The 26,630-nt window shown below is 45.5% G+C and carries 23 protein-coding genes and 1 other RNA gene; 15 read left to right on the plus strand and 9 right to left on the minus strand.

The genetic code is table 11. The features are described 5' to 3' along the window. The first annotated feature begins 219 nt into the window (after nucleotides 1–219). The 3 genes from rnr (at nucleotide 220) to ssrA (ending at nucleotide 4,711) form a co-directional block, all read left to right on the plus strand. Entirely contained in the window at nucleotides 220–2,997 is a 2,778-nt protein-coding gene (gene rnr / locus BMY78_RS30395; protein ID WP_090904991.1) for a ribonuclease R, read from the plus strand. Nucleotides 2,998–3,177: 180 nt separating this feature from the next. Further along, complete coding sequence (smpB, locus tag BMY78_RS30400; protein ID WP_024629496.1) at nucleotides 3,178–3,660, plus strand: SsrA-binding protein SmpB; 483 nt, start codon at nucleotides 3,178–3,180, stop codon at nucleotides 3,658–3,660. Nucleotides 3,661–4,348: 688 nt separating this feature from the next. Further along, nucleotides 4,349–4,711, plus strand: a transfer-messenger RNA (tmRNA) gene (gene ssrA, locus BMY78_RS30405). A gap of 66 nt (nucleotides 4,712–4,777) precedes the next feature. Here ssrA and BMY78_RS30410 read toward each other — a convergent pair. The 4 genes from BMY78_RS30410 to BMY78_RS30425 all read right to left on the minus strand — a co-directional run bounded on the left by BMY78_RS30410 (nucleotide 4,778) and on the right by BMY78_RS30425 (nucleotide 7,785). Continuing rightward, a complete protein-coding gene (locus BMY78_RS30410; RefSeq protein WP_177185925.1) occupies nucleotides 4,778–5,392 on the minus strand; it encodes a recombinase zinc ribbon domain-containing protein in 615 nt (204 codons plus the stop codon). Between the two features lie 23 nt (nucleotides 5,393–5,415). Next, nucleotides 5,416–6,138, minus strand: a complete 723-nt coding sequence (locus BMY78_RS30415) for a recombinase family protein (RefSeq protein ID WP_090904995.1) — start codon at nucleotides 6,136–6,138, stop codon at nucleotides 5,416–5,418. 164 nt (nucleotides 6,139–6,302) lie between these two features. Continuing rightward, nucleotides 6,303–7,022: a hypothetical protein gene (locus BMY78_RS33665; protein WP_090904997.1), complete on the minus strand. Its 720-nt coding sequence runs from the start codon at nucleotides 7,020–7,022 to the stop codon at nucleotides 6,303–6,305. Between the two features lie 373 nt (nucleotides 7,023–7,395). Next, nucleotides 7,396–7,785: a helix-turn-helix domain-containing protein gene (locus tag BMY78_RS30425; protein WP_090904999.1), complete on the minus strand. Its 390-nt coding sequence runs from the start codon at nucleotides 7,783–7,785 to the stop codon at nucleotides 7,396–7,398. Nucleotides 7,786–8,157: 372 nt separating this feature from the next. Here BMY78_RS30425 and BMY78_RS30430 point away from each other — a divergent pair, with 372 nt between their 5' ends. Together BMY78_RS30430 and BMY78_RS30435 are read left to right on the plus strand one after the other, a co-directional pair. Beyond that, nucleotides 8,158–8,652: a hypothetical protein gene (locus tag BMY78_RS30430; protein WP_090905001.1), complete on the plus strand. Its 495-nt coding sequence runs from the start codon at nucleotides 8,158–8,160 to the stop codon at nucleotides 8,650–8,652. A gap of 1 nt (nucleotide 8,653) precedes the next feature. Further along, nucleotides 8,654–9,262 (plus strand): hypothetical protein, encoded by a 609-nt coding sequence (locus BMY78_RS30435; protein ID WP_090905003.1) that lies wholly within the window; start codon nucleotides 8,654–8,656, stop codon nucleotides 9,260–9,262. 84 nt (nucleotides 9,263–9,346) lie between these two features. Here BMY78_RS30435 and BMY78_RS30440 read toward each other — a convergent pair whose 3' ends face one another. Next, on the minus strand, nucleotides 9,347–9,547 hold the full coding sequence (locus tag BMY78_RS30440) for a hypothetical protein (RefSeq protein WP_090905006.1): 201 nt from the start codon (nucleotides 9,545–9,547) through the stop codon (nucleotides 9,347–9,349). A gap of 532 nt (nucleotides 9,548–10,079) precedes the next feature. On the opposite strand from BMY78_RS30440, the gene BMY78_RS30445 reads away from it, so the two are divergent. Further along, complete coding sequence (locus tag BMY78_RS30445) at nucleotides 10,080–10,700, plus strand: polysaccharide deacetylase family protein (protein ID WP_090905008.1); 621 nt, start codon at nucleotides 10,080–10,082, stop codon at nucleotides 10,698–10,700. Nucleotides 10,701–10,788: 88 nt separating this feature from the next. Here the strand turns inward: BMY78_RS30445 and BMY78_RS30450 are convergent, their stop codons facing one another. After that, nucleotides 10,789–11,511, minus strand: coding sequence for a hypothetical protein (locus BMY78_RS30450; protein ID WP_090905011.1), 723 nt, complete (start codon nucleotides 11,509–11,511; stop codon nucleotides 10,789–10,791). 200 nt (nucleotides 11,512–11,711) lie between these two features. Here BMY78_RS30450 and BMY78_RS30455 point away from each other — a divergent pair, with 200 nt between their 5' ends. The 3 genes from BMY78_RS30455 (at nucleotide 11,712) to BMY78_RS30465 (ending at nucleotide 15,462) form a co-directional block, all read left to right on the plus strand. Continuing rightward, complete coding sequence (locus tag BMY78_RS30455) at nucleotides 11,712–12,965, plus strand: mechanosensitive ion channel family protein (RefSeq protein WP_090905013.1); 1,254 nt, start codon at nucleotides 11,712–11,714, stop codon at nucleotides 12,963–12,965. A 222-nt stretch (nucleotides 12,966–13,187) separates the two neighbouring features. Next, nucleotides 13,188–14,438 (plus strand): macrolide family glycosyltransferase, encoded by a 1,251-nt coding sequence (locus BMY78_RS30460; RefSeq protein ID WP_090905015.1) that lies wholly within the window; start codon nucleotides 13,188–13,190, stop codon nucleotides 14,436–14,438. 169 nt (nucleotides 14,439–14,607) lie between these two features. Continuing rightward, nucleotides 14,608–15,462: an aldo/keto reductase gene (locus BMY78_RS30465; protein ID WP_090905017.1), complete on the plus strand. Its 855-nt coding sequence runs from the start codon at nucleotides 14,608–14,610 to the stop codon at nucleotides 15,460–15,462. A gap of 167 nt (nucleotides 15,463–15,629) precedes the next feature. Here BMY78_RS30465 and BMY78_RS30470 read toward each other — a convergent pair whose 3' ends face one another. Then, nucleotides 15,630–16,781 carry a glycosyltransferase family 2 protein gene (locus tag BMY78_RS30470; protein ID WP_090905018.1) on the minus strand — a complete coding sequence of 384 codons (1,152 nt, stop codon included), beginning with the start codon at nucleotides 16,779–16,781 and terminating at the stop codon, nucleotides 15,630–15,632. Nucleotides 16,782–17,027: 246 nt separating this feature from the next. Between BMY78_RS30470 and BMY78_RS30475 the strand changes: the two genes are divergently transcribed. From BMY78_RS30475 to BMY78_RS30500, 6 genes are all read left to right on the plus strand, one after another. Then, entirely contained in the window at nucleotides 17,028–18,716 is a 1,689-nt protein-coding gene (locus tag BMY78_RS30475) for an extracellular solute-binding protein (RefSeq protein ID WP_256222542.1), read from the plus strand. Between the two features lie 81 nt (nucleotides 18,717–18,797). Further along, complete coding sequence (locus BMY78_RS30480) at nucleotides 18,798–19,724, plus strand: ABC transporter permease (protein WP_076291973.1); 927 nt, start codon at nucleotides 18,798–18,800, stop codon at nucleotides 19,722–19,724. A 30-nt stretch (nucleotides 19,725–19,754) separates the two neighbouring features. Next, nucleotides 19,755–20,639, plus strand: coding sequence for a carbohydrate ABC transporter permease (locus BMY78_RS30485; RefSeq protein WP_090905022.1), 885 nt, complete (start codon nucleotides 19,755–19,757; stop codon nucleotides 20,637–20,639). Nucleotides 20,640–20,688: 49 nt separating this feature from the next. After that, nucleotides 20,689–21,021, plus strand: a complete 333-nt coding sequence (locus BMY78_RS30490) for a hypothetical protein (RefSeq protein WP_090905024.1) — start codon at nucleotides 20,689–20,691, stop codon at nucleotides 21,019–21,021. 127 nt (nucleotides 21,022–21,148) lie between these two features. Next, nucleotides 21,149–23,023 carry a helix-turn-helix domain-containing protein gene (locus tag BMY78_RS30495; RefSeq protein WP_177185928.1) on the plus strand — a complete coding sequence of 625 codons (1,875 nt, stop codon included), beginning with the start codon at nucleotides 21,149–21,151 and terminating at the stop codon, nucleotides 23,021–23,023. Between the two features lie 33 nt (nucleotides 23,024–23,056). Beyond that, nucleotides 23,057–24,187, plus strand: a complete 1,131-nt coding sequence (locus BMY78_RS30500) for a glycoside hydrolase family 88 protein (RefSeq protein ID WP_090905028.1) — start codon at nucleotides 23,057–23,059, stop codon at nucleotides 24,185–24,187. Nucleotides 24,188–24,308: 121 nt separating this feature from the next. On the opposite strand, the gene pdxA is transcribed toward BMY78_RS30500, so the two are convergent. Both pdxA and BMY78_RS30510 read right to left on the minus strand, forming a co-directional pair. Further along, nucleotides 24,309–25,310, minus strand: a complete 1,002-nt coding sequence (pdxA, locus tag BMY78_RS30505) for a 4-hydroxythreonine-4-phosphate dehydrogenase PdxA (RefSeq protein WP_090905029.1) — start codon at nucleotides 25,308–25,310, stop codon at nucleotides 24,309–24,311. Next, nucleotides 25,307–26,602: a four-carbon acid sugar kinase family protein gene (locus BMY78_RS30510; RefSeq protein WP_090905031.1), complete on the minus strand. Its 1,296-nt coding sequence runs from the start codon at nucleotides 26,600–26,602 to the stop codon at nucleotides 25,307–25,309. Before BMY78_RS30510 ends, pdxA begins: the two co-directional genes overlap by 4 nt. Nucleotides 26,603–26,630 lie beyond the last annotated feature (28 nt).

Genomic DNA, 26,630 nt, shown 5'->3' on the forward strand with positions numbered 1-26,630 from the left:
GTAGCATAAATGCAGTTATGATGCATGAAAGCGCGGTTATGCAAGGGGCCATGCATGCTTGGTTTATTTTGCAGGGTACGGATGCGCCGGATTGAATTCGTGTATACTAGGGTATGAGATAGTGTGGCCTGCGGTAAAGGGCTTTTACATCTGTAAGGTTACTGATACATAGAGAGATGAGACAAGATTACACTTTTATGTTTCCCGAGGTGAATATTAATGATAACAGAACAACAATTGCTCGACTTCATGCGGGAGACCGCTTATAAACCGATGACTTATCAGGAACTGGAACAGCACTTCGAGATCGAAGACGCAGCTGATTTCAAAGCCTTTTTAATTATGCTTAATACGTTGGAGGAATCCGGTAAAGTCCTGCTGACCCGCAATAACCGCTACGGTATGCCAGAACGTATGGATTTGGTGCGCGGACGTTTGCAGGCTCATGCGAAAGGGTTTGCTTTCCTCATCCCTGAGGATCAGGAGCACCCGGATGTGTACATCCATGCCAATGATATGAAAAGCGCGATGAATGGTGACACGGTATTGGTTAAAGTCACGTCCCAAGGCCCTTCTGGCGGTCGCTTGGAAGGTGAGATCGTCCGTATTGTTACCCGTGCGGTCACGCAAGTGGTTGGTGTATTCCAAAGCCACGAGGTTTATGGCTTCGTCATTCCGGACGACAAGCGGATTAACCGGGATATCTTCATCCCGCGTACGAACTTTAATGGAGCTGTAGATGGGCAAAAGGTGGTTGCCAAAATCGTCAGCTATCCAGAGGGCCGGGCAGCAGCAGAAGGTGAAGTGATCGAGATTCTCGGTCATAAGGATGAGCCGGGTATTGATATTTTGTCCGTAATTCGTAAACATCAGCTGCCTGAAGCCTTCCCGGATGAAGTGGTGGAAGAATCCGAAAAAGCACCGGATGCCATTACGGAAGAAGAAATTATCCAGCAAGGTCGCCGCGATCTGCGTGGGCTGAATATCGTTACGATTGATGGCGAAGACGCGAAGGATCTCGATGACGCTGTCAATGTGGAGAAACTGCCTAACGGTAACTACCGTCTGGGCGTTCATATTGCCGATGTAGGCTATTATGTGCAGGAGAACTCCAAGTTGGATCAGGAGGCTTACAACCGCGGATGCAGCGTGTATCTGGTGGACCGTGTTATTCCGATGCTTCCGCAACGGTTGTCCAACGGGATCTGTAGTTTGAACCCACAAGTAGATCGCTTGACCCTTTCTTGTGAGATGGAGTTCAACGACCAGATGAAGGTTGTGAAACACGACATTTTCACAAGTGTGATCAAGACCAAAGAGCGGATGACGTATTCCAACGTTCGTAAAATTCTTGAAGGTGAAGAGCCTGAATTGTTGGAGCGTTACAAGGATCTGGTGGATGATTTCCACTTGATGAAAGAGATTGCCTTGAAGCTTCGTGCGATGCGTATGCGCCGCGGTGCGGTTGACTTTGATTTTGAAGAATCCAAAATCATTGTGGATGAAGAATGCAAACCAGTCGATATCGTGAAACGGGAGCGTTCGATTGCGGAGCAAATCATTGAGGAATTCATGCTGGCAGCTAATGAAACGGTAGCAGAGCATTTCCACTGGTTGAAGGTTCCGTTCATCTATCGTGTGCATGAAGATCCAGATCAGGAAAAACTGCAAAATTTTCTCGCCTTTGCGGCGAATTTCGGACACCACGTCAAAGGACGTGGCAACGCGATTCATCCACGGGCGCTTCAATCCCTGCTTGAGGATATTAACGGAACAAAGGAACAGACGGTTATCAGTACAATGATGTTGCGTTCCATGAAACAGGCCAAGTATGATTCCGAGATGTCCGGTCACTTTGGCCTGGCGGCAGAGTTCTACAGTCACTTCACATCACCAATCCGTCGTTATCCCGACCTCGTCATTCACCGTGTTATACGGGAAGTGATTGAGAACAATGGGGCATTGCCTGAGAACCGTCAAGAGTATCTGGCTGCACGTATGGCCGATATTGCACAGCAATCTTCGGAACGTGAGCGTGTGGCGGTTGAAGCTGAACGGGATACAGAGAAAATGAAGAAAGCCGAGTACATGCTCGATAAAGTCGGCGAAGAGTTCGAAGGCATGATCAGCAGTGTTACCAGCTTCGGTATGTTCATTGAACTGGAGAATACGGTAGAAGGTCTGATTCGCCTGAGTGCGCTCACAGACGACTATTACCATTTTGATGATCAACATATGGCTCTGATTGGCGAACGCACCTCCAAAGTCTTCCGCATCGGTGATGAAGTGAAGATTCGTGTGGCGCGTGTGAGCATGGAGGAGTACACAATTGACTTTGAAATGGTCGACATGAAACCTCGCGGCGAACGTCCAGGTGGCTTCAATGGTGGACGTGGCGGTAAAGGTGGACGTCCTGCTGGTGGCGGAGGACGCGGCGGTGCGAAGAGTGGTTCTGGTGGATTCAGTGGCTCGCGTGGTGGTAAAGGTGCCCCAACTGGTGCTGGAGGCAGCCGTGGTGGCAGATCTGCCGATGAGAGCAGCAAAGGCGGCCGTGGCGGTCGTAGCGGAGCTTCGAACACAGCAGGAAGCGCGGGTGGCAAAGGTGGCGGCAAACCGAGAGGAGAGCGTCGTGCTGGAGATACTGGCGGATCAGCTGGCCGGAGCAAGGGAGCGGTAAGCTTTGGTTTTGGCTCGGGCAAAGGCGGTTATAGTTCTACAGCGGGTGGCCAGGAAGGCACTTCAGCTAGTGGACAAGGGACTGGTCTGAACAGCGGCAGCAGTCGCGGTGAAGGTAGCTTTAAGTCCGGCAAGGGCGGCGGTAAAGGTGGAAAAGGCGGTAGTGGACGCAAAAACACCTCACCTAGCGGTGTGTTTATCGGAGAAGGAGCTACACCAGGCGGTGTTCAGGAAGGCGGAGCACCACGTCGTAAGCGCAAGAAGAATAAAGGTGCAGCTGGTAATGGCACGGCAGCGTTTGTACGGAAGAAGAAAAAGTAATCGCGTTTCGCTGAGCAAGAAATGAATGGAATGAGAAGGGGCGGCGCAGACCGCCTCTTTCTTGATTTTAACAGCGGTCCTTGCTACAATTAAGGTCTGGCATGTGGTACCAAGAGAAATGTGTGGTGCGCTGCTGTAGAGCATAGGTACCGGCTTATTTTACGGAGAAGGAGTGAGGACATGGGCAAGAATGATGGACAGAGTAAAGTGCTTGCACAGAATAAAAAGGCTTCCCATGACTACTTCATTGAAGATACGTATGAAGCGGGCATGGTGCTTACCGGAACGGAGATCAAATCTCTTCGTAACGGCCGTGCGAATATTGGCGATGCATTTGCCACGATTCGGAACGGTGAGATTCATATTCACAATATGCATATTAGTCCTTTTGAACAAGGGAACCGTCATAATCCAATTGATCCAACACGTACGCGCAAGTTGTTGATGCATAAAGTGCAGATTCACAAGCTGCTTGGGCTGTCGAAGCAGGACGGATACAGCATTGTGCCGCTGAAGATCTATATTCGTAACGGGTATGCGAAGCTATTGCTCGGACTGGGTAAAGGTAAGAAGCAGTACGATAAACGGGAGTCTGCTGCAAAACGCGATGCACAACGTGATATTCAACGGGTACTGCGCGAGAAGCAGAAGGTTGCTCGTTGATTGGGATTTGCGGATTGCTATGTGTTGAATAGCACATGGTAGTTAGTGAGAAACCCGAGTTGTGTTATAAATCAGGATCTCAAGTTTTGCCCGTAATGGGGTGAGCTTGGGATTTTTTGATTTGATTAGAGAGGCCTTGCTACGGGGGAGCGGTGTGATGAGTTTGGCGCATCACGCTGACCTGCAATATAACGGCCAAGTTTGTCAGATTATTGTGCCAGTTTCTGATATGAGATACCCCAGTTGTTGCCACGTCCTGTCTAATAAAAATGTTAGTAATGTGGTACCGGGTAAAACTTCTGAAGTTTGCTGGAAAGAATCGTTGGAGTAAGTTTGCTGATAACTGCGTACTTTGTTCGGATCGTGGGTAAGATAGTTAAGAAAAGTTGTTCATGTTCATGAATTGTCTGCACTTCGGTACTCAACTTTACTTCCCTTGAGGGACGCGGTATAATATGTAGACGCTTGAGCCTCATATGTGTGTTGGTTAAACTTGCACAGTTGCTCAGCCTGCTGGAACGTCTTCCAGCAATCTGTACTATATCGGTGATTGTTCCTGTGTTATGATGTTCTTGTAGCAGACAGGAATGCCGAGTTTGAAAGAAGCATCTTTTTACCTTGGAGGAAAAAGATGTGCAGCACCTTTGCTCCGTATTCACGGATTAATCCTGGAGCCCTTCTTATATGAGGGGGCGTTTATGGATTCGACGGGGATAGTTCGAGCATGGGTAGCGGGTAGTGGGGACGCGTCCACTTCATCAACGCTAAAGCCTATTAAACGGCAAACAACAAACAAACTACGCTTTCGCAGCCTAAGAAACTGTGTGCGTGCTTCTAACCTGCATCGCCCATGTGACAGGATTAGGGGCTAACAAGTAGTGGGATACGCTGTCACATCTCCGCCTGGGGTGTGCTGAAGAAGACAATCAGGCTGACCCAACGTATAGCCGGTTACGGGGCGATACTCGGGTGACATCAAAACTGTGACTACACCCGTAGAAGCTTATGTGTCGTTATCTTCGGACAGGGGTTCGACTCCCCTCGCCTCCAAGATGGTACTTAACGACTAAGTACTATGTTGAAGGCGTTTAGAGAAAATCTCCAAGAAAAAAAAGAATCAGACGGTGAGCATCTGAGGGATGGTCCACCGAGCTGATTCTTTTTTTATTACAACCTGACGGAACATGGATTGCACCAGTAGCTTTTGGGTTTCTGGTTCGATCAGTATCCAGTTTTCTTTTAAGTTTGCCATCATCTCTTTTATTTCCTCGGTCGACAGCTCGTTGATGTAATAATCCTCTTTTTCTTCATATTGAGCATTGATTGCCTTCATTCTTGCTTCTTCCTCATCGATCAGCCCAGCATAATCATCAGCAGAGAGTTTACCGTCTCCCAGGGCAAGCATCCAGTTCTTTCGCCGGCGATTCGACACTTCTATTTCTTTTTGCAGCATGCGTTGATCATTCTTAGCCTGAGCGCTCGTTTTTTTGTCCTGAAGTTTTTTATTGGTGATCTGCAGTCCCTCGAAGACGAGCTGCTGAAGGTGATGTTCTGAAATCCCTGGAGCATCACAAGTTTTGTTTGAATACTGATTTCGGCAGCGGTAACTCCTATATACTCGTACGGTTCCATCTACGAGTGTCTGTCTTGACGCATTACCAATGTATGTTGCCCCACATGCCCCCCATTTAACAATTCCTCCATACGGATAATCATAACTATGTTTGCTCATGTGATTCTCTCCACGTCGCTCCATCATCTACGTACATTCAGGAAATCCTCCATAGAAATAATTGCTTCATGTTCCCCAGGTTTGATGATTCTTTTGGATTCTTCCCACAGTACCGGCTTGAAGTGATTATGACCGGTGTAAGTATGGTTCTGCAGTAAGATCCTTACATACTTGCTGTCCCATACTCCACCTTCTTTTCCACGACTGTGCCCATTCATATGTTTCGCTATGGACACAACCCCTTTGCCAGCAAGGTACAGCCGGAATACTTCTTTAATCAGTCCTGCTTCGTATTCATTTACTATCAGCTTACGCTCTCCATCGATCAATTCGATATCATACCCGAGAGGAGCCTTGGACATATGCAGCCCACCGTTCTCCATTTTCTTTGTAAATCCCTTTAAGGTTTCCTCCCGAAGGTTATCCGAATAAATTTCAGCAAAAATTCCGTTAAAGTACAGGAAAGCTTTCCCCATTGGAGATTGTGTGTCTATTTCCTCGCTCCCCAAAGATGCCACAACGAAACGCTTATTAAGCTTGTTGATCATGGCAATAAAGTCATACAAGTCTCCCAGGTTGCGGCTGAGTCGATCCAACTTATGAATCAATACAGCATCGAACTTTCCAGCTTTCATATCTTCTATAAGCCTTTGAATACCAGGGCGCTTTTTAATCGTTCTACCACTGATTCCTGGATCGGAGTAAACGCGGTATAACTCCATTCCTTTCTTCTCCAGTAGTTCCATAAGAGATCATGTTGAGCCTCCATCGAGAATCCTTCCTCGTGTTGTCGGTCGGTACTGACGCGGATGTATAGGGCCGCCTTCATTTTACTCGCTCCTTTTAGGAATGTATGTTCGGTTATTTGTGCGAAAGAAAAGCCCCGTAGGGCTTATCTGCTGTTAGTTTATTATTGGACTTTTTGAACTGTAGAAACGGCCAACATAATAGCATTCGTAGTTCCACCACTTATATTGTCAAAAGAATAGACTGCTGTAGGAACTCCGCGCATTGTCACATCATCACCGTCGAGAATATCTCCTGTTGAATTATTATAATAACCGATTAAGGAGTTACCGGATTCGTCCATGATATGTATAGACGCTACAGTGCCGAAATCTGTTTCTTCTTCTTGTACTTGCACAACGGTACCAGTTACTTTTACCATCTTATCAAGGTAAGGGGTAATATTTTTAAAGAGGTGCTTCGAAGTGATTTTGCTATCTACTTCCTTGGTTGCAGCTTTTTTTGTTTCAGCAGTTACAGCTGGAAAGAGATCAGCATGTTTTACCAAATAATCGTAGGTTTTTTGGTCAACAGCGCCACCCTCTACAAGATTAGGAACAACTACACTCATCATTTCCGCGGTAACAGCACTTTTAGTTTCTGGTTCTTGCGTTTCTGTGTTCACCTCAGTAGCTGCAGTTTCAACTTCGGAAGCTTCTTTTTCAGCCAACTCTTTTTTCAAAGCTTCAGCTTCTTCTTTTAGTTTTTGGTTTTCTGCTTCAATTTCTTTTTGTTTGGTTTCTGTTTGGCTGGCTTGCGAAGAAGAATTCTCCTTTGTATCTCCGCATGCTGATAATACTGCTACAAGTGCAAAAACCATAGTAAATAAAGCTATTTTTTTCATCTTTCTATACCTTCTCTTTTCTCTGTCCCATCGGTTGGGGAATTTGCTCGTACATTAGGTGTTATATATGTAAACATCACTTCGTAAAGACGATTTACGAGATGATGGTAAGATGTTGTTTTGATGCAGCCGTTCTTCAGATGTAACTCTTTACTCCAGTGTGAGCGTTCCTGTGCTGATCCACATATATAATTATAAGAAATAACTGCTGAGGATTTACCAATCATAGGAGCACATGTTAGAATTAAATAGGAACAATTGTTCTATTTTTTATCAAGAAACAGGAACGGAAGTGGCAGCATGGACCAAGAGAAAACAGAAGAATACGAAGTTAAGGACATTTTTGAAGAACTCCGATTTGAACTACCAGACATTATTCTTGATTTGCTTTGTAACGAGCATAAGAAATAATTTCTCTTATAGCATCATCTGATAACTCATTACCTTCGTGGCGCAACATTCCTTTTAGCTTCAAAATTGCTTCATCGTCAGCTAATTCAATTGCACTAAGGAATTCTTTTACTCCTTTTGAAATAACCTTAGATGTACCTTGATTTGTATCACTAGTTCTTCCTAGTAAGTAATCTGTGGTTACCTCAAAACGGTCTGCAGCATCATTAATAAATTTGAATGACGGTTCCCGTTCGTCTCTTTCATACATACCAATCGCGCTTTCACTGACCTTGAATATTGTAGCAAGGTCTTTTTGCGTTAGATTATTTCCCGTGCGAATTGCACGTAACTTTTGCCCAAAAGTGGCCATCAATTATCACCCATTCATAATATTAACACAATACGTGTTAAAAAATATTCAGAAACACAAAACGTGTTGACACCACGAAATGTATTCAACATAATAAGGTCAACAACACGAAATGTGTTTTTGGAAGGTGGGGCCAACAACTATGAAACAATTGATTGCTAAGCGACTCATAGAGCTTCGAGGCGATACCAGCAGAGAAGAAATAAGATTATCAGCGCGAAGTTGTAAAGGTTGAAGTACTATAAATACTATTAATCAGTATTGATAAAAACTTGAAAAATCCTAAGAAATCTTTACAAACATAGTATTGATAATATAGAAAATAATAGTAATATAGTAAGGGTGATGAAAAAAATAAGGGGAGGACAAAAGATGAAAAAAATTGTTTTGCTGCTACTTGTTTTTCTGTTCACCCTTCCACTTAATGCTTTTGCGCATGATGGTAAAGTTAATGAAGTAGTACCAGAGGTAGAGATCACACAAGATTTTGAATCACTTCCTAAAAGTATTACTGTCGAAGGCGATTATGTCTGTGTGGATGATGATTTAGCGCTCCAATCAGTTGACGGTGAGGTTGGACCACTGAGTACTTGTTCTGGAGACGGAGGATATGCTCGTATAGAGCCAGCATTTGGCCTTGGTGGTGCGGTCAGATGGGAGGTTAATCCTCGATTCTCTACAGTACACTTTTTTACAGGTACACTGGTAATATCAAGATATATAAATGGTCTCCCCACACCTTATGATACTGTAAGTTTAGGTTTACCAAAAGGTGAGTACAGTGTCTCCATAATTGGCTCAGCAAGAGATGCTTCTCAGCTCTTTAGTTGGTACGTACCGCCATGTGTTATAGGATTAAATGTCTGATATGGCACATTCACGTAATCATAAGAAGTTGAATATAAGTAACCTCTGCCCTATGGACTTAAATTTTCTTTTATATATAGAAAATATTTATGAATGCTACCATGGAGAAAAAGAAATCTTCCCGGGGAAGTACTTAATTTCAAACGAACAGGAATTACTGGAATATGAGAGTTTTAAAGAAAACTTGAGCACAAGTTGGGATGAAATTGTAAAGGAGTATGAGCAACAACAGTATATGGATAACCCGTTTAAAACGATCCATTTTAGAGATTGTTTTAAACGTTTGTTTCGAGAGGATTCAGTTTTTCATACATCTGAAAGAGTATGGAAGACTTTTTCCTTGTGGTGGTGGTCTGAGTACGGTGTTAAAACATACATGGAGAGATACTCTGATCTATTTATGCCAGAAATGGCTGAGCAGATATGGGAAGGACTTTTTGACAAGGACATTAAGGTTGGTGCCGATAATTCACTTTATGTCATGCTGTTATTTAAACAGCCTGTTATGGTAACTCCTATGAATTCAAACAAGTTATATTTCTCAAGTATCAATGACTTTGCATATAAAAAGGAGGAGATTATCCGCAACGTTGTTGACCTGTTTGTATAAGTGTTTAAAGCTGGTATATATGAGACATGCACACATATATAAGAAAAGAGACTGGATCAATTGACTGGTCTCTTTCTACTTCTTCTACCACTTATCAAAACGAACCTCTAATCGATTACCTTCTGAATTAAAAGAGATCTCGAACATGTTTCCTTCAGCATCTTCACGAATTCGTGTGTTGTCCTTTATATAGTAAATTGATGCACCTAATTCTCTCGCTTGTTTACGTGCATGTTGATTGGCACGCATCAGAATATCTTGGAGTTGTTCTCGATTTGGATGCATCAACATACCTCCGTTTGTCGATAATTTCCCACATCTTACATCAATTATTCCAGTCTTACAAGTATCGATAATATTAAGTACCAAATGGGGGGCGATGCCCCTCGCCTCTATTAGAGTAAGCAAAAGTCACCACCCAGTGATCTGGATGGTGGCTTTTCATTTTATGATATAATCACTTAAAACAGGAGTAAGGCGCTATACGGATTGCAGAACTGACAGCATCCATCATATGGGGCAAAGTGTTATCTAGTTCAAGGTGAAAGCCAACGGACTTCATATTTTGGAATAACTATCCCCTGCATCCTTGGCAATCTTCTGAAAGCATGATGACGAATTGACGCCGACTTTGGCAGAGTTGGAGGATGGTTTACCTTTGCTAGACAGCTTATGCAATGGAATCCTGATGCTCGAATCGTGGCACTGATCGCCATCCTATTCCAATTGCATATTGTGATCTCTGGACTAGACCGGAGCATATAGTCATGGAATAATAAGGGAGAACGTAGCAGTTGCAGAGAGGGGTCATTGCTTTATGGTTAATATCGCGTTGGTAGAGCAGGTATCTGTTAGGGAAAAGGTTGTGGCGTTCACGTTTGATGATGGGCCTCATCCAGTCTATACACGTCAAGTGCTTGAGATATTCCGCCGTGCGAGTGGGCAGGCGACGTTTTTCATGATCGGCAAAGAGATGGAGGCTCACCCGGAGATTGCGGCGGAGGTGCACCGTGAAGGGCATGAGATTGGAAACCATACGTACACGCATCCGGACCTGACAAAGCTGACGCTGAAGGCAGCTGGAGAGGAACTGCAACGTGCAGAAAGTCTGGTTCAAGAAATTACGGGGCAACCTACCCGCTGCTTCCGCCCGCCGTATTTTGGCGTAAACGATGACATTCTGTCTCTGGCGGCGGAGCGCGGATATCAAACGATTGGTGCGGTAAACGGTGATGCGAAGGATTGGGACAATCCCGGCGTTGAGCACATTCTGGAGCATACCCGGTCTGCGGTGAAACCCGGGAGCGTGTTAATTTTCCATGACGGGTACGGGGATCGTTCCGAGACAGTGGAAGCAGTTCGAGTGCTGGTGGATGAACTTGTCGCGGAAGGGTACCGATTGGTCACGGTAAGTGAATTGTTGAGATTTTCTTCGTAATCGTTAAACAGAGTATTGTAGATTGGGCCCATCATTCATTGGAATGATAGGGTCCTCTTTCTTGTCCAGTATCCATCAGCCCAGAAGTTTAATTATTGAACAATGGCTCCGTGCGAAGCAAATAGTTACCCCTTACCTCTGCGGCCCAATAAGCAAATACTTCTCTCCATTGGACACTGTTAAAGAAATCGTCTACCGATTGATTGTCGGAATCCCAGTCAACAAATATGTTGAGAGGTGTGATTCCTCCGGCCCAAATTCCATTACTGACGTCCGTTCCCTTCTCCCTCACTAATAAGATTGGAATGCCGAATTGAAAGGCCATGGCAGGCTCGATTTGAGAAAAGGTCGATCCTTCCCAGAACGGAGTGGTCGTTGGTGGCTCTCCTACATTGGAATCAAGAATTTGAACATAAAATCTGCGGAAGTTGATTGCGAGTAATCCATAGCTTGAAAAAACCAGGCGTCGTATATTCGTTAGAATGTTTTCCGGGTATTGTTCACTAACGGGCAATGTGCGGGGAAAGAGCAATGCATCTTCAATTTCCCTAATCAGACGGGTCAGAAATTGCTCTTGCAGGTCATTTACCGTGTTGGTTGTACTCAAAAATATAGGAATACGAAAAGCGCGGTCTACACATGCATCGATAGCGGATGTTGTATCCTTTTCATTATGAATGGCCTTAGTTGGACTTGAGGAAGAGGTTCTTAAATTACCGCGGACGGGTGGAAGCTCCGTTACCATGCTTACGGGAGAAAGCTTTTTCATGGCAATAGGCTGAGTCTTAATTTTATTTTTGGGATTACTCAATGTTCACATCTCCAATGCAAGGATCTGGTTTATATTTAGCCCAGTCTATGCACATTAGCCCATTTGTGTGACGTGATACTCGTGAGGGGGCAAGCCCCCTTTACCCCATCAACCGATTACTGTATTTTTTTGAAATTTTACTTCGTACTAGAATGTAATTTATAATAATAAGTTAATATAAACCGCGTCAGGAGGATACAATGGACTTTATTAAAAATCAACTAGACGGAACGGGCATGAGTGAACAAACCATTGGATATCTTTCGAATATGATCATGGTGGTATTTATCGCTGTGGTCTCCATACTGGCCAATTTTATAGCCAAAAAAATCGTACTGAAGATTATTATCCAAATCATCAACAACAATCGGTACACGTGGGATAAAATCATTGTGGAGAAAAAAGTGTTTCACAAGCTCTCGCATCTCGTACCGGCGATTATCATCTATTATTCAGCGTATATCTTCCCGTCCTATCAGGCTTTGATTGAAAAGGCAGCTCTAACTTATATGATCGTCATAACCATCACGGTATTAAATGCGTTACTTAATGCCTTTGATACCATATATCGCTCCTATGAAGTCTCCAAGATCAGACCCATTAAGGGATACATTCAGGTGGCCAAGATTATTCTTTTCATCATTGGGGGCATTATCGTCATCTCGAGCCTTATTGGTCAGAATCCGTTGATTATTCTCAGTGGACTTGGTGCGTTATCAGCCGTTCTGATGCTTGTCTTCAAGGATTCCATATTGGGACTGGTGGCAGGCGTGCAATTATCATCGAATGACATGGTGCGTGTTGGTGACTGGATTGAAATGCCCAAATATAATGCCGACGGCGACGTCATCGATATTACATTAAACACGGTAAAGGTTATGAATTTCGATAAAACGATCACGATGATTCCGAGCTACGCACTTATTTCGGATTCATTTAAAAATTGGAGAGGCATGCAGGTATCCGGTGGCAGAAGGATTAAAAGAAGCGTCTATATCGATACAAGCAGCATAAGCTTCTGCACCAAGGAAATGATTGGGGAATTTCAGAAGATCCACTATCTTACGGACTATCTCGAGACAAAATTAAATGAAATTAACGAATACAATATGGAACACCACATTAATACGGACAGCATTGTGAACGGTAGACAGCTTACGAATGTGGGTGTATTCAGGGAGTATATCCATCAATATCTAAGGAATCATCCGAAAATTCATAAGGATATGACGTTGATCGTGAGACAGTTGGCACCTGGAGATAACGGACTACCACTTGAAATCTATGCATTCAGCAATGATATCACCTGGGGTGTGTATGAATCGGTTCAAGCCGATATCTTTGACCACATCTTCGCCGTTGCGCCGACATTTGGCCTTCGTGCCTTCCAGAATCCAACAGGTCATGATATCGTGCAACTAAAAGAAATCCCCCAGTATTCAAGAGGATATTGAGATAGGTTATTTACCTAATCCAAAATGAGTATGAACAGAGGAAGCACCGTAAAGGTGCTTTTTTTGTTCAAAAAGTGACATATACACTATTTACAAAAATGGAAATAATTAATAGTATAATCATATGGGTATGATTTCCAGATTCTACTTTTCACGCATCATCTAGAGGTTAGAAATAAAATGTCCGCTTTGAAGATTTAAAAATTAATGGAGGTGAATTTCGTGGCACGTGTATTAGTTGTAATGATGCCTGCAGAAGGACATATCAATCCGACACTCGGAATAATCAAGGAACTGATAGAGTACGGCGATGAGGTCGTCTACTGTTGTACGGAAAAATATCGGACGAAGATTGAAGCGTTAGGTGCACAATTTAAAGCCTACTCCTTCAACGAGGCTACCCTGCTCAACAACCCAGATATGAAGCCATTTGAAATCAAGCATCCTTACCAATTTTTATATATGGTTATGAAAAAAATTATTCAACGCTTTATTCCGGATGTCCTGAATCTGATTGAAAATGAAACCTACGATTATTTAATTTTTGACTCTTTAATAGGCTGGGGAGGACAAATTTTAGGCGAAAAGCTGGGTATCCCAGCAGTATGCTCAACCACCACTTTTGTTTTTGTGGAACCTCTCGGATCAGGTAATCAAAATCAACTGAAGGAGGACGATGAGGAGGTCAAGGAGCTATATAACGACATCATCGAGATGTCCCAGCAATTAGCGTCCCAGTTCAATGTGGCTGTTCCTTCTTTGGCGGAGCTTTCAGGGCATCCAGGACAACTGAAGATTGTTTATACAAACCGCTATTTTCAACCCATGGGGGACAAGCTGGATGAGAGCTTTGTGTTCACTGGCCCATCGATTACCCCCCGTAAGGATGCACCATCCTTTGCAAAGGAATCTCTGCAAGCCGTTTATAAACAGGCGGTTTATATTTCGATGGGAACCATTTTAAATAAGGATCTTGATTTTTATAAGCTGTGCTTTACGGCTTTCGGTGATTTGCCTGTGCAGTTTATACTGTCTTCAGGGAAGGATACTGATTTGGAGCCGATTGCTGATCTCATTCCTGACAATTTCATCATCAGACCTTATCTCCCACAATTGGAAGTGCTGCAGGGTGTGGATGCTTTTCTGACACATGCGGGCATGAACAGTACAAGTGAAGCTTTATATTATAATGTACCGTTGGTGATGCTCCCGTTAACCTCGGATCAGCCGCGTGTAGCAGGCCGGGTGCAGGAGCTCGGAGCAGGGGTCATCGTGGATAAAAATAACCTTACACCCGACGTACTGAGAAACGCGGTATTAGAAGTGCTCGGCAATGCCTCCTACAAGGAACATGCTGAGGTTATTGGGAAAACGTTACGCGACGCTGGCGGGTACAAGCAGGCTGCTATCGCCATTCAGAACTTTATGGGCGATCGGTCGTTATCGGCCACGCCGATCTCTTCGCATGAATAAAGAGGCAACTTGCCTTTATTAAAATTAGACAAGAAAGCCACCACCCGGCATAACGGGTTGGTGGCTTATATTTGATTCATCCGCGTATGGAGGGGTAGAATAAACGGAGAGGGCATATCACCTTTTCCATATCGTTTTAGTATATCTTTCGCAAAGGAGAGTTTACCAGATGAATCATACAATTCCGGAATATACGTTGAATGATGGCTTAAACGTACCTGCCATTGGCTTTGGTACCTATAGCTTAAAAGGCGAAAAAGGGGTCAATTCCATAGCATCCGCGATGGATGCAGGTTACCGACTGATTGACACAGCGTATAACTATGAGAACGAGGCGACTGTCGGGAAGGCCATTAAGCAGAGCTCGGTTTCCAGAGAAGACCTGCTCATTTCATCTAAACTGCCAGGGCGTTACCATGCCTTCGAAAAGGCGATTGTAGCCATCCAGGAATCTCTATACAGAGCAGATCTGGATTATTATGATCTATATCTGATTCACTGGCCGAATCCCAAGCAGGATATGTATGTGGAAGCGTGGCAGGCACTCATTGAGGCGAAAAAACGCGGATATATCCGTTCCATCGGAGTTAGCAATTTCCTTCCGGAACACAATGAACGCCTGATTAAGGAAACGGGAGTAGCGCCAAGTCTGAATCAGATTGAGCTGCATCCATTCTTTGATCAAGCAGATCAGCGGGAGAAGGATTCGCAGCATGGCATTGTTAACGAATCGTGGAGTCCGATTGGTCGTGGTAATGATGCAGTACAAGATATCGTAAAAGATGAGCAGATCCTTCGTATTGCCGAAGCTCATGGCAAAACGGGTACGCAGGTTATTTTGCGCTGGCATACCCAGCTTGGGTCAATTCCTATTCCTAAAGCAGGCTCGCTTCAACACCAGCAAGAAAATATCGATATTTTCGATTTCGAGTTGAGCGAGAAAGAGATGGAAGTCATTTCTTCTTATAATCGTAAAGATGGACGACTTTGGAATCAGGACCCGAGTGAATACGAAGAATTTTAAAAGGCTGAATTTAAAAACGTGCGATTCACCGTAAGGTGGGGAAAACGAGTATAAGGAAACATAGCCTCCTATTCTACAGAGATGTAGATAGGAGGCTTTTTGTTGTATTAAAAAAGTGAGTGCAATTGGAGCAGGAGTAATATGGGCGAAGTTAGTGATACAGCTGACTACTCAACCAATTCCTTAGATCTCTGCGCCATATCCTGTAAAACGCGAGCCACCCGACTTTTTCTGCCTTTTGCTTTTCTCTGTATTCTTGCGAGCGATCTTTTATACGCTTCCACATCTGTTTGAAGCGCGAAGTGTTTGGCAGCAATCCGTAATGTTTTCTTTAACAATCGTGCGGAAGAACGTGTTGTTCTGGACCGGAAGCCTCTGCGCAAGATTCGCAGCGTTTTTTTGTAGGTTTGGAGGTCAGCTGATGGTGGTACAACGCAGAATAAATTGAGTGCGGAATCATTGAATCCATAGGTTTCGAGCATGATTTTCAGATTTTCTGTATTGAGCACTTCCCCTCGGAAATGGGTAGGATGTTCTTGATGATAACCTACGACCTCCTTCATACAGTAGAAGGGCACTTTCAAACGATGCAGTCTGTAGCCCAGATCCCAGTCTTCAAGCCCATACAGTACAAATCGTTCATTGAAACCTCCAACTCGATTCAGAAGGCTTCGTCGGATGGATACACACCGAGTGACAAGTAACATCCAGGGAGCCACATCGGTGCTGGCAAATTGCTTGATGACACCAGGCGGTATTTTGGTTGGGAAAATCACTTTGGACAATGTATCTGTCTGTTGAATGATGTCTTCCGGTGTGACCAGTGGGACGATTTCATTCGCTGCATCAAATTCAGGACGCCATAAGTTTGAAGGGGTAAGGATTGAACGGCAATGATCTTTTTCCGAGGGCGAGAAGTCTGGATAGTAGTGGGTATAAGCATCGGCAAAGGAATGTGGAAAACCCGAAACGACGGCTCTGGGATTTTTACGATGATATTGACGCACGGTTCGAATAAATTCGGGTAATGCCAGAAAGTCAGCATCACAGAAGATAACATATAGCCCTTTGGCATGCTGAAGTCCCAAATTCCGGATCGCTGATCTGCCACGTTGCTCCGTCTGCGATACGTAGGTCAAAGGATATGAAGACTGGAATGCCTGGATCTGTTCTTTCGTTCCATCAGTGGAACCGTCATCAGCTACGATGACTTCGAAAAGGTGCTTCGGATAGGTTTGTGTCTCTAAGGCTGCCAGAGTAAGCAATAACTGATGGGCCCGATTATAGGTTGGGATAATGACGCTGTAGCGGATCGCCATTCCTGTTTCCTCCTTCACGTTGTTGGACGCTCCTTATGAAAAAATCGAACACGCTCAATTAAGAAGTGATATTAGTTTATTCCATATATGTGGCAGCGATTGGTCAAACACCTTATGATTTTTGAAACGGGCTTGATCGATCTCTTTCTTGTGCTCACGCTCATCGTTCAATCTGGAATTATGATCTTGATCTCTTGCATTCATGTGCAAATCCTGCGCTGCACAAGGAAATATCAAATTTTGGATATGCCGGCAAGAATGGAGGATAGCCAATATATCGGGCAAGCGGTAACTTTATGGAGAGCGATGACAGGGCTGCTTATCCACGATACACATTCAATGGGGGGACGTGAAGCGATGAAAAGGTCATGGAGAAAACGACTGGCAATTGGAATCTGCCTAATGATGAGTATTGCTATTCTTGGGGGCTGTTCAGGGGGAAATGGAAGTGCAGGTGAAGCAGGAGGAGATGGACCCACCCCCATTTCAATCTGGATGTCGATGAATACCAATGCTTCCATCACACTCAAGAGCATGAATGAAATTACGGCGATTAAGGAATGGGAGAAGAAAACCAATACCAAAATCGAATTCCAGCATCCCGCTGTGGGTGCCGAGACCGAACAGTTCAATGTCATGATTGCCTCGAATCAGCTGCCTGATGCCATGTTTGTCAATGGAGATTACGCCAAGCTATTCAATGATGGTATCATCATTCGATTGAACGAACTCATTGATGAATACGCTCCCAATTTGAAAAAGATCCTGGAAGAGAATCCTGAGGTCGCCAAACAGTTAAAAGCCGACAACGGAGACATCTATGCAATACCGCATCTGCGTCTGGGGGAATACAAAACCTTCGGCGGCACATTCATCCGTCAGGATTGGTTGGATGAGCTAAAGCTGGAGAAACCGGAAACGCTGGAGGAGTGGGAGACGGTACTCAAGGCCTTCAAAGAGAAAAAAGGCGTAGCAGCGCCGCTATTGTTTGGTGCACCACCCAAAATGACCACGATGGGACCAGCGGCACCGACATATCTGGAGGCTTATGGCATCACTAATAATACGTTTATGAAAGATGGCAAGGTAGTCTATGGACCAATTGAGCCTGAATATAAGGAATTTCTAACCATGTTCCATCGCTGGTATCAGGAGGGATTGATTGATCCCGATTTTGCTACCAATGACCAGAAAACATACGACGCCAAAATTTTGAGCAGTCAAGCGGGTGCATTTTTCACCTTCATCGGTGGAGGTGTAGGCCGCTACCTGCCCGCTCTGCAGGAAACGGATCCGAACGCCAACCTGACAGCCACACAATATCCGGTGCTGAATAAGGGCGATGAACCGATGTTTACCGGACGTTCCTGGGAGTGGAGCAGTAGCGGCGTTGTGCTCACCAATAGCAACAAACATCCGGAGGAAACGGTCAAAGCACTCGATTATTTCTTCAGTGAAGAAGGACATATGCTGAAAAATTTCGGTGTAGAGGGCCTCACCTACACGATGAAGGACGGTTACCCGACCTATACTGATGAGATTTTGAAAAATCCGGACGGCCTGTCGGTTGCTCAAGCCATGGCCAAACATTTTATTGCGAACTATCCCTTCGTTGGGGAGGATGACGACCGGTACAACGAGCAATATTATCAGCTCCAACAGCAGAAGGATGCAGCGGTTCTGTTCTCCAAATATAGCGAGAATACGCTGAAGGTAGGCCTTCCTCCGACCAGTCTGACGACAGAAGAATCCACGGAGTACAGCAAGATCATGAGTGATATTGGAACTTACCGGGACGAGATGTTCGTCAAGTTTGTCATTGGGGTTGAACCGATTGAAAACTTTGACAAGTTTGTGGATCAGATCAACAAGTTTAACGTGAAACGAGCTATTGAAATTCAGCAAGCTGCCCTGGATCGGTATAACGCCAGATAAGGAAGAGATGTCCAAGGGTAATGAAGCCTTTTTACGGCTTTGCTGCCCTGGACGCCCTCTTTGGAATGAAAAAGGAAGGGGATGAAGGAGTTGTCGCACAAGTTTTCCTTGTTATGGCTCAATTACAAAAAGAATAAAGCCATCTATTGGATGGCTCTCCCCGTCGTTTTATATTTTCTCGTCTTCAAATACCTGCCGATGTACGGAGCCATCATTGCGTTCAAAGACTACTCGGTGGGCAAAGGCATATGGGGCAGTGATTGGGTCGGATTGCAGCATTTTCGTGATTTCTTTCAGAGCTATTATTTCTGGAGAATTCTGAAGAATACGCTTTTGCTAAGCTTTTATCAGCTGTTGTTCGGTTTTCCGGCTCCCATTCTTCTTGCTCTTCTGCTTAATGAGCTCAGACATGAAATCTTCAAACGTACGGTGCAGACGATCTCGTACATTCCTCACTTTATTTCCATTGTTGTCATCTGCGGCATGATTGTTGACTTTTCTTCCCGAGATGGACTGTTTAACACCATCATTGGTTATTTTGGCGGTCAGAGCAGTGCGCTTCTCAGTGATCCGGCCAATTTTCGTACCATATATACCGCCTCATCGATCTGGCAGGAGCTTGGTTTCTCCAGCATCATTTATTTGGCTGCGCTTAGCGGCATTAACCCCGAGCTCTACGATGCTGCCAACGTGGACGGAGCGAGTCGGCTTCGCCAGGTGTGGCATATCACGCTTCCCGGCATCATCCCGATGATTATGATTCTCCTCATACTCCGCATTGGAGGGTTGATGGAGATTGGGTTCGAGAAAATTATTTTGCTCTATAATCCGAATGTGTATGATACAGCAGATGTAATCTCGACGTTTGTCTACCGCAAAGGGATTAGTGAAAGTGCTGAATTCAGCTATACAACCGCGGTGGGTCTGTTCCAGTCGGTCATTAACTTTGCGCTGCTAATCGGTGCCAACCGTCTGTCCAAGGTGATATCCAATACGAAACTGTTCTAGCCAAGAACGAGGTGAAGGGAGGGATTTCTTTTGCGAATGAAAAGGTCCATTGGAGAGCGGTTGTTTGGCGGTGCGAACGCGATTCTGATGACAGGGCTGATTATCGTAACTTTGTATCCGCTGCTGCATGTGCTGAATGCATCGCTTAGCGACTCAGGTCAACTCATGGCCCATAGAGGCCTGCTGCTTTTCCCCAAAGGAATTACAATGGAGAGCTACAAGCTGGTGCTAAGCAACCCCAATATTCTGTCCGGATACCGGAATACGATATTCATTGTGGTGGTGGGCACGGCGCTTAATCTGCTGTTCACCATTCTGGGGGCGTACACGTTATCCCGCAAAAGCTTTATGCTCCGTAATCCGATTATGCTGGCGATTGTGTTTACGATGTTTTTCAACGGCGGAATCATACCCTCTTATCTGTTGATCAATAACACGCTCCATATGGGGAACAGCCTCTGGGCTCTGATTGTACCCGGTCTGATCAGCAGCTATAATCTGATTATTATGCGAACTTCCTTTGCGGAAATCTCGGAAAGTCTACTAGAGTCGGCCCGTATAGACGGGGCAGGAGAGATGCTCATTCTGTGGCGGATCGTCGTACCATTGTCTATGCCTGTTATTGCGGTGATGATTCTCTTTTATGGCGTCGGTCACTGGAATTCATGGTTCAGTGCGATCCTGTATATTCGGGACCGGAACCTGTTTCCACTGCAGCTGGTGCTGCGAGAGATTCTGATTCAGAACAGTACAGACTCGATGACCACAGGAGCGAGCGCTATGGACAAAGAGGCCATCGGGGAAAGTGTAAAATACGCAACCGTCATGGTAGCCACCCTGCCTATATTGTTCATCTATCCGTTTCTGCAGAAATACTTTGTTAAAGGTGTTATGATCGGAGCAATCAAAGAATAGAGTTGCCTTATCAAGCCATACCAAATAACAAACGGTGAGGAGGAGACGCATGAAGAGAAAAAGCATCCTGTTATCCTGGGGCATTTCTTACATGGTCATTCTGCTCATACCGATTGTGATCGGTGCTGCTGTTTTTGCCGAGTCTCGCATGTTGCTTGAGGAAGAAGTTAATCGTTCCAACATGGTGCTGTTATCTCAGGTACAGGAAACCATTGATAACCAAATTGGTGATATTGGCAGCATTAGCAATCAATTAATGGCTGACTCTCAACTCATGAGCTTCATTAATCATGCATCTGAACAGGATGCACGCTGGAGAATCATGGGGATTGATCTGATCAAAAACCTGAAATCTACACGCGTCGGGAAACGGCCTGATTAGTGAATTGTATATTTATATCAAACAACCCGATATTGCGTTGTCCTCGTCTTCACTTATTCAAAAAAATTATCTATATGACATGTTCTATCAGGGCACCAATGTAACCGAGGAAGCATGGACCCGGCTTATGCACAATTCCGGTAAGAGCATGTACCGAAAGATGGAGGTACGGAGTGAAGATCGACGGATTGAAGACACGCTGGTCTATATTCAGCCGTTTCCTATTCAGAATGGCGCTGACAGCCCTGCGACCTTCGTTGTTAACCTGGACCCCAACCGATTCCAGCAAGCCATTGATAACGTACGTTTGGAAAAAGAGAGCACCGTGTTCATTCTGGATCACGACGGTCAAACGTTATTTTCTACCGGATCACTTGAAACCCCTTACATGAATGGGGAGGACCTTAACCTTTTCGATGATGCTGGGAAAAGAACGGAAACGATCGATTGGAACGGAGAATCCGTGACCATATCGCAGATTTCTTCTAAGATCCAGGACTGGAAGTATGTATCCATCATACCTACCCGAATCTATGCCAAGAAGCTGACGGTTATCCGCGATATTACGCTTGGAGGCATTGCCGCAGGGCTTATCCTTGGCGGGGTGGCAGCCTGGTGGTTCACCAGACGGAATTACCGTCCGCTGGGACGGATCATGAACATTATCTCGGATAAGGTCAAATGGAAACTGGAGCAGCCGGACGATGAATATGGCATTTTGCAATCTGTTCTGATCCAAGCCTGGGAAGAGCAGGATCAATTTGCGAACAGGCTTAAGGATCAGCAAAGCGTAATACGGAGCAGTTTGCTCTCCAAGCTGATGAAGGGAAGGATACAGGTTGGTGAGGAGTTTGCATCGACCCTGGAACGTTCGGGTATTCGGTTCGAGACGGAGTCGTTTGCCGTATTGCTCCTGCACATTGAGGATGTTGAAGGGCTGTTCCGTTCCAGAGTACGTGAGCAGGACCAGGAGGAGAAGCATCAATTTGTGCACCTGATTCTGACCAATGTACTGGAGGAGATGATCGGCTCAATCGGTCATGTATATTCTGCGGACATTGATGGAAGAATTGCATTCCTGATCAATATTCGGGAGTGTGAGGAGCATACCAGTCATCGGTTAATTCGTGCAGTCGAAGAAGCTCAGCGTTTCATCGGCTCCCGATTCTGCGTGTATTTCTCTGTTGGCGTTAGCCATGTTCATCAACGTATCACGGAGATATCAGATTGTTTCCGGGAATCGGAAGAAGCGCTGGAATACAGGCTGATTCTGGGGATCGGTCAAATTATTGACCCGAACCGAATTCGTCGGCCCAAGGAGGAGCTGTATTACCCTCTCGATCTGGAGAGACAGCTCATCAATTATATCGCTACAGGAAATTATGCCCGTTCCACGGAAGTGATGAACGAAATTCTCATGACTAATTTTGCCGGAGAGCCCTTGTCTGTTGAACTGGCTCGCTGTCTGATGTTTGAGTTGATTGGTACCTTTCTGAAAGCTACCGAACAGATCAAGACGGATGACCAGAACGAGATGACGCAGCGCAACGATCTGATTCGGCAATTGTTTGCATGTGAGACCTTTGAGGAGATCGAGTCCGAATTGCTGCGAATACTGGAGACGGTATGCCAGACGGTGCATGAGCGCAAGCGTTCCCGCAGTGAGGAATTGAGGGATCAACTGGTGGAATTCATTCATGAGAGTTATGGGGATGTCAATCTGGGCTTAACCCATTTATCCGAGCGCTTTCGGTTTCATCCAACCTATGTCTCCAAGTACTTCAAAGAACAGACCGGGGTCAACGTGATCGATTACATCAACCAATATCGAATTGAGCAATCCAAGAAAATTCTACAGGCAGAGGAATTGACGATCCAGGACGTATCCGAGCGGGTGGGTTTCCTGAACAGCAATTCGTTCATTCGTGTCTTCAAGAAATATGAGGGAATTACACCCGGCCAATATAAGCAAAATAGCAGACTTGTCCAGCAAGAGGGTTGAAGAATATGACTTGCCTAGAGGAGGAACTGTTCCATGTGGAAAAAAGCTATTGAAGATGCACTCCCTGTCATCCGGCGTAATATAGATCGATTTGAAGGGCGCTTTCCCCATGTTAGTAATGGGGATGAGCATTATGTGCTTAACGATAATACGGAGTGGACGGCAGGGTTCTGGTCAGGCATCCTGTGGTTATGCACGGAGTATACTCAGGACCCGAGGTTTCGTGAGGCTGCAGTGAATAGCGTCGATAACTTCCGTCGGCGAATGGAACAGAAAATCATTTTCGATCATCATGATATTGGTTTCCTCTATTCCTTGTCTTCTAAGGCACAATGGATTGTGGAGCATGACGCGCCCGCAAGGAAACTCACGCTGGAAGCCGCCGATATGCTGATGAAACGTTGGCGGGAGGATGCAGGACTGATTCAGGCCTGGGGACGGAAAGGTGATGTGAATAACGGAGGGCGAATTATTATCGATTGCCTGCTCAATCTTCCACTGCTGTTCTGGGCGTATGAGCAGACCAATAACGAGGAGTATCGCCGCGTTGCCGAGCTGCATGCGCTGAAAAGCCGCCGTTTCCTCGTTCGTGGAGACGACTCCAGTTATCATACCTTTTATTTTGACCAGGCTACCGGAGAAGCCATTCGAGGTGGTACGCATCAAGGCTACAATGATGGTTCTACCTGGACTCGCGGACAGGCATGGGGGATATATGGTTTTGCACTGTGCAGCCGCTATCTGCAAAGTGCAGAGCTGCTGGAGACAGCCAAACGTCTTGCCCGTTATTTCCTTGCTCATCTTCCGGAGGATGAAGTAGCGTACTGGGATTTTGATGCCCCGCAGATGCCTGACACGAAACGGGACAGTTCTGCATCGGCCATTGTTTGCTGTGGTCTGCTAGAAATTGCCGGACGGCTTGATGAGGCAGATCCTGAGCAGGAGGTTTTTCGGAAAGCAGCGGAATCGTCCATGAAATCCTTAATTCATCATTATTCCACGCAGGGCTCGGACACAGCCGAGGGTCTGCTAAAGCATGGTTCTTACTCCGTAAGAGGTGGAGATTCACCTGACGATTACACGATCTGGGGCGATTATTTTTATCTTGAAGCGTTGATGCGTCTTGAACGAGGTATTCCTGGCTATTGGTACGATCGTCAATAAAGTGACTATGAACAAGTTCCTTGCCGATGAATCAAAATATTTTGACCCCAAAAGAAAAAGCAGCGATTCTTCCGTGATGACAGAATCGCTGCTTTTAATCTTTATATGTGAATACGTGCTGTTAAATTTGCGCTTTGGGCGCAAGTTCAATGGCGGAACGAATGGCGGCCAGCATACTTTTATCATCGGCGATGTTTTTGCCTGCGATGTCAAAGGCTGTTCCATGGTCTACCGAAGTACGGATAATGCCGCCTTTGAGACCTACCGTAATGTTCACGCCTTCTTCAATACCCATAACTTTGATAGGGGCATGTCCCTGATCGTGATAACAAGCCACAACGATATCAAAATCGCCACGGCCAGCGCGGAAGAATAACGTGTCCGCCGGAAGTGGACCAACCACGTTAATGCCTTCCTTTTGCGCACGTTCGATGCCGGGCTGCAGTTTTTCTTCCTCTTCACCATTACCGAACAATCCGTTCTCACCTGCATGTGGGTTAATACCGCAAACAGCTACACGTGGATTTTCGAAGCCGGCTTTTTGCAACGTATCATGAGCCAGCTTAACCACAGTGTATGTTCTTTCCGGGTTGATGCTCGCAATGGCATCAATCAAGCCCATATGTGTCGTAAGGTGAATTACTCGCAGATTGGGTGTAGTCAGCATCATGGAGAAATCCTCTGTATCGGTCAAATCGGCCAAAATCTCGGTGTGACCTGGATACAAGTGCCCGCCCAGGTGCAGGGCTTCCTTGTTCAGAGGCGCCGTGCAGATGGAGTGGATTTGCTGTTTTTTGGCTAGATCAATGGCTTTCGCCAGAAACTGAAATGCTGCATCTCCCGCAACGGCAGATACTTTCCCATACTCCAGATTGGCAGGAATGAGATCCAGGTCAATAACGTCTACAGTGCCGAATTCATACTTGGCTTCGGATGGCTCAAGAATAGCATGTACCTTCAGGCTCGATCCGATGACAGGCAGGACACGCTCCAATATTTTGGCATCGCCAATGACGAGTGGATTGCAATTGTTGTAGACCTCCTGATGGCCCAATGCTTTCATAATGATCTCGGGTCCAATACCTGCTGCATCTCCCATGGTAATTCCAACGGTTGGTTTCATACGGTAACTCCTCCTTTTAATTTTTCAATGGCATGGATGAAGACGTCGGGCTTGCCGAATCCGCCCGCTTTGGTAATCACGTGCAGATCCTCAATTCCAATAAATTTCGATATGGGTACACCAATTTCAAGCTCATCGAGCAGCTCGAAACCGCTGATATTCCACTTCATACAGATTTGTTTAGCTGTATCTCCGCCCGTCATGGATACACCTTTGAAGTACCCATTCTCCAGCAGCTTGGCACAGATTTCACCTATGGCTCGTACAATTTCATTGCTGACCTCGGTGTGATTAAGTCCTCTGACTTCACCCGTAGCACGTGCTAGTTCAATATCTACCTGTTCGGCGGTTGAATAGAGAACAACGTCATTACCTTCCACGGCTTTGGCCATCACTTCCTCATACACCCGATCGATTTCTTGCTCACGATCTGCCGATCCCGATACGGCTTTGAACGAGTGGAACGGGATGGATGATACGTTGGTTTTCTGCAGCAACAGCTTGAGCTGTTCACGAGAGTTTTTGTTCACACTCCCTACAACAGTGAGGATTGGACCTGGATTTGCCGGAATGTTTAATTCCGCAGACTTGGCTCCCAAGCCGTAATGAGTGGGAAGGTAGTTCGCGATACCTGCCGAGCCTGCCCAGGCAAATGAATAATCCAGCTCACTGGTGATACTCAGAACCTGCTCCAAATGCTGCTCATCTGTCGAGTCGACGAGGATATAGGGAATGCCGTTTGCCTTCAAGGTTTCCAGTTGCGTCTTCATATGATCTGTACCCGATTCAAGATCACTCACCGTAATCTCGCCCACTTCATACTTGGTCTGGAGCTTGAGCAAATCCGGAAGATACGAAAGGGTCACAGGTGTCTTAGGATCATTCGCAATCTCGGTATCGGCCAGTGGAACCCCGTTCAGATAATGCGTGCCATTAAGAATGGTGCGGTTGTTCTTGGGATAGCCCGGGGCAATCATCATGAAATCGGGTTTGACCACATCGTACAAAGCGTCGATCTCAATCCCGATGTTTCCGCGCATGGTCGAATCCATTTTTTTGAAAATGGTACCAAATCCGTTCCTTAACAGCAATTCCGCTGCGCGGCTAACCCGCTGATACGCATCCTCCGGTGTGATGGAACGGCTATCCGTATCAAACACGACTGCATCGTAATGACGAATGTTATCTTCGTCCATGTTGAATAGTACGCTTGTCTTTAATCCATGACGGGCAAGCTGCACCCCGCTGTCATTGGCGCCGGTCAAATCATCTGCAATAATGGCTAATTTCATGCAGTCATCCCTCCTTGGAAATCAAAAT

This window comes from Paenibacillus sp. OK076, assembly GCF_900110055.1.
Taxonomy (GTDB): Bacteria; Bacillota; Bacilli; order Paenibacillales; family Paenibacillaceae; genus Paenibacillus.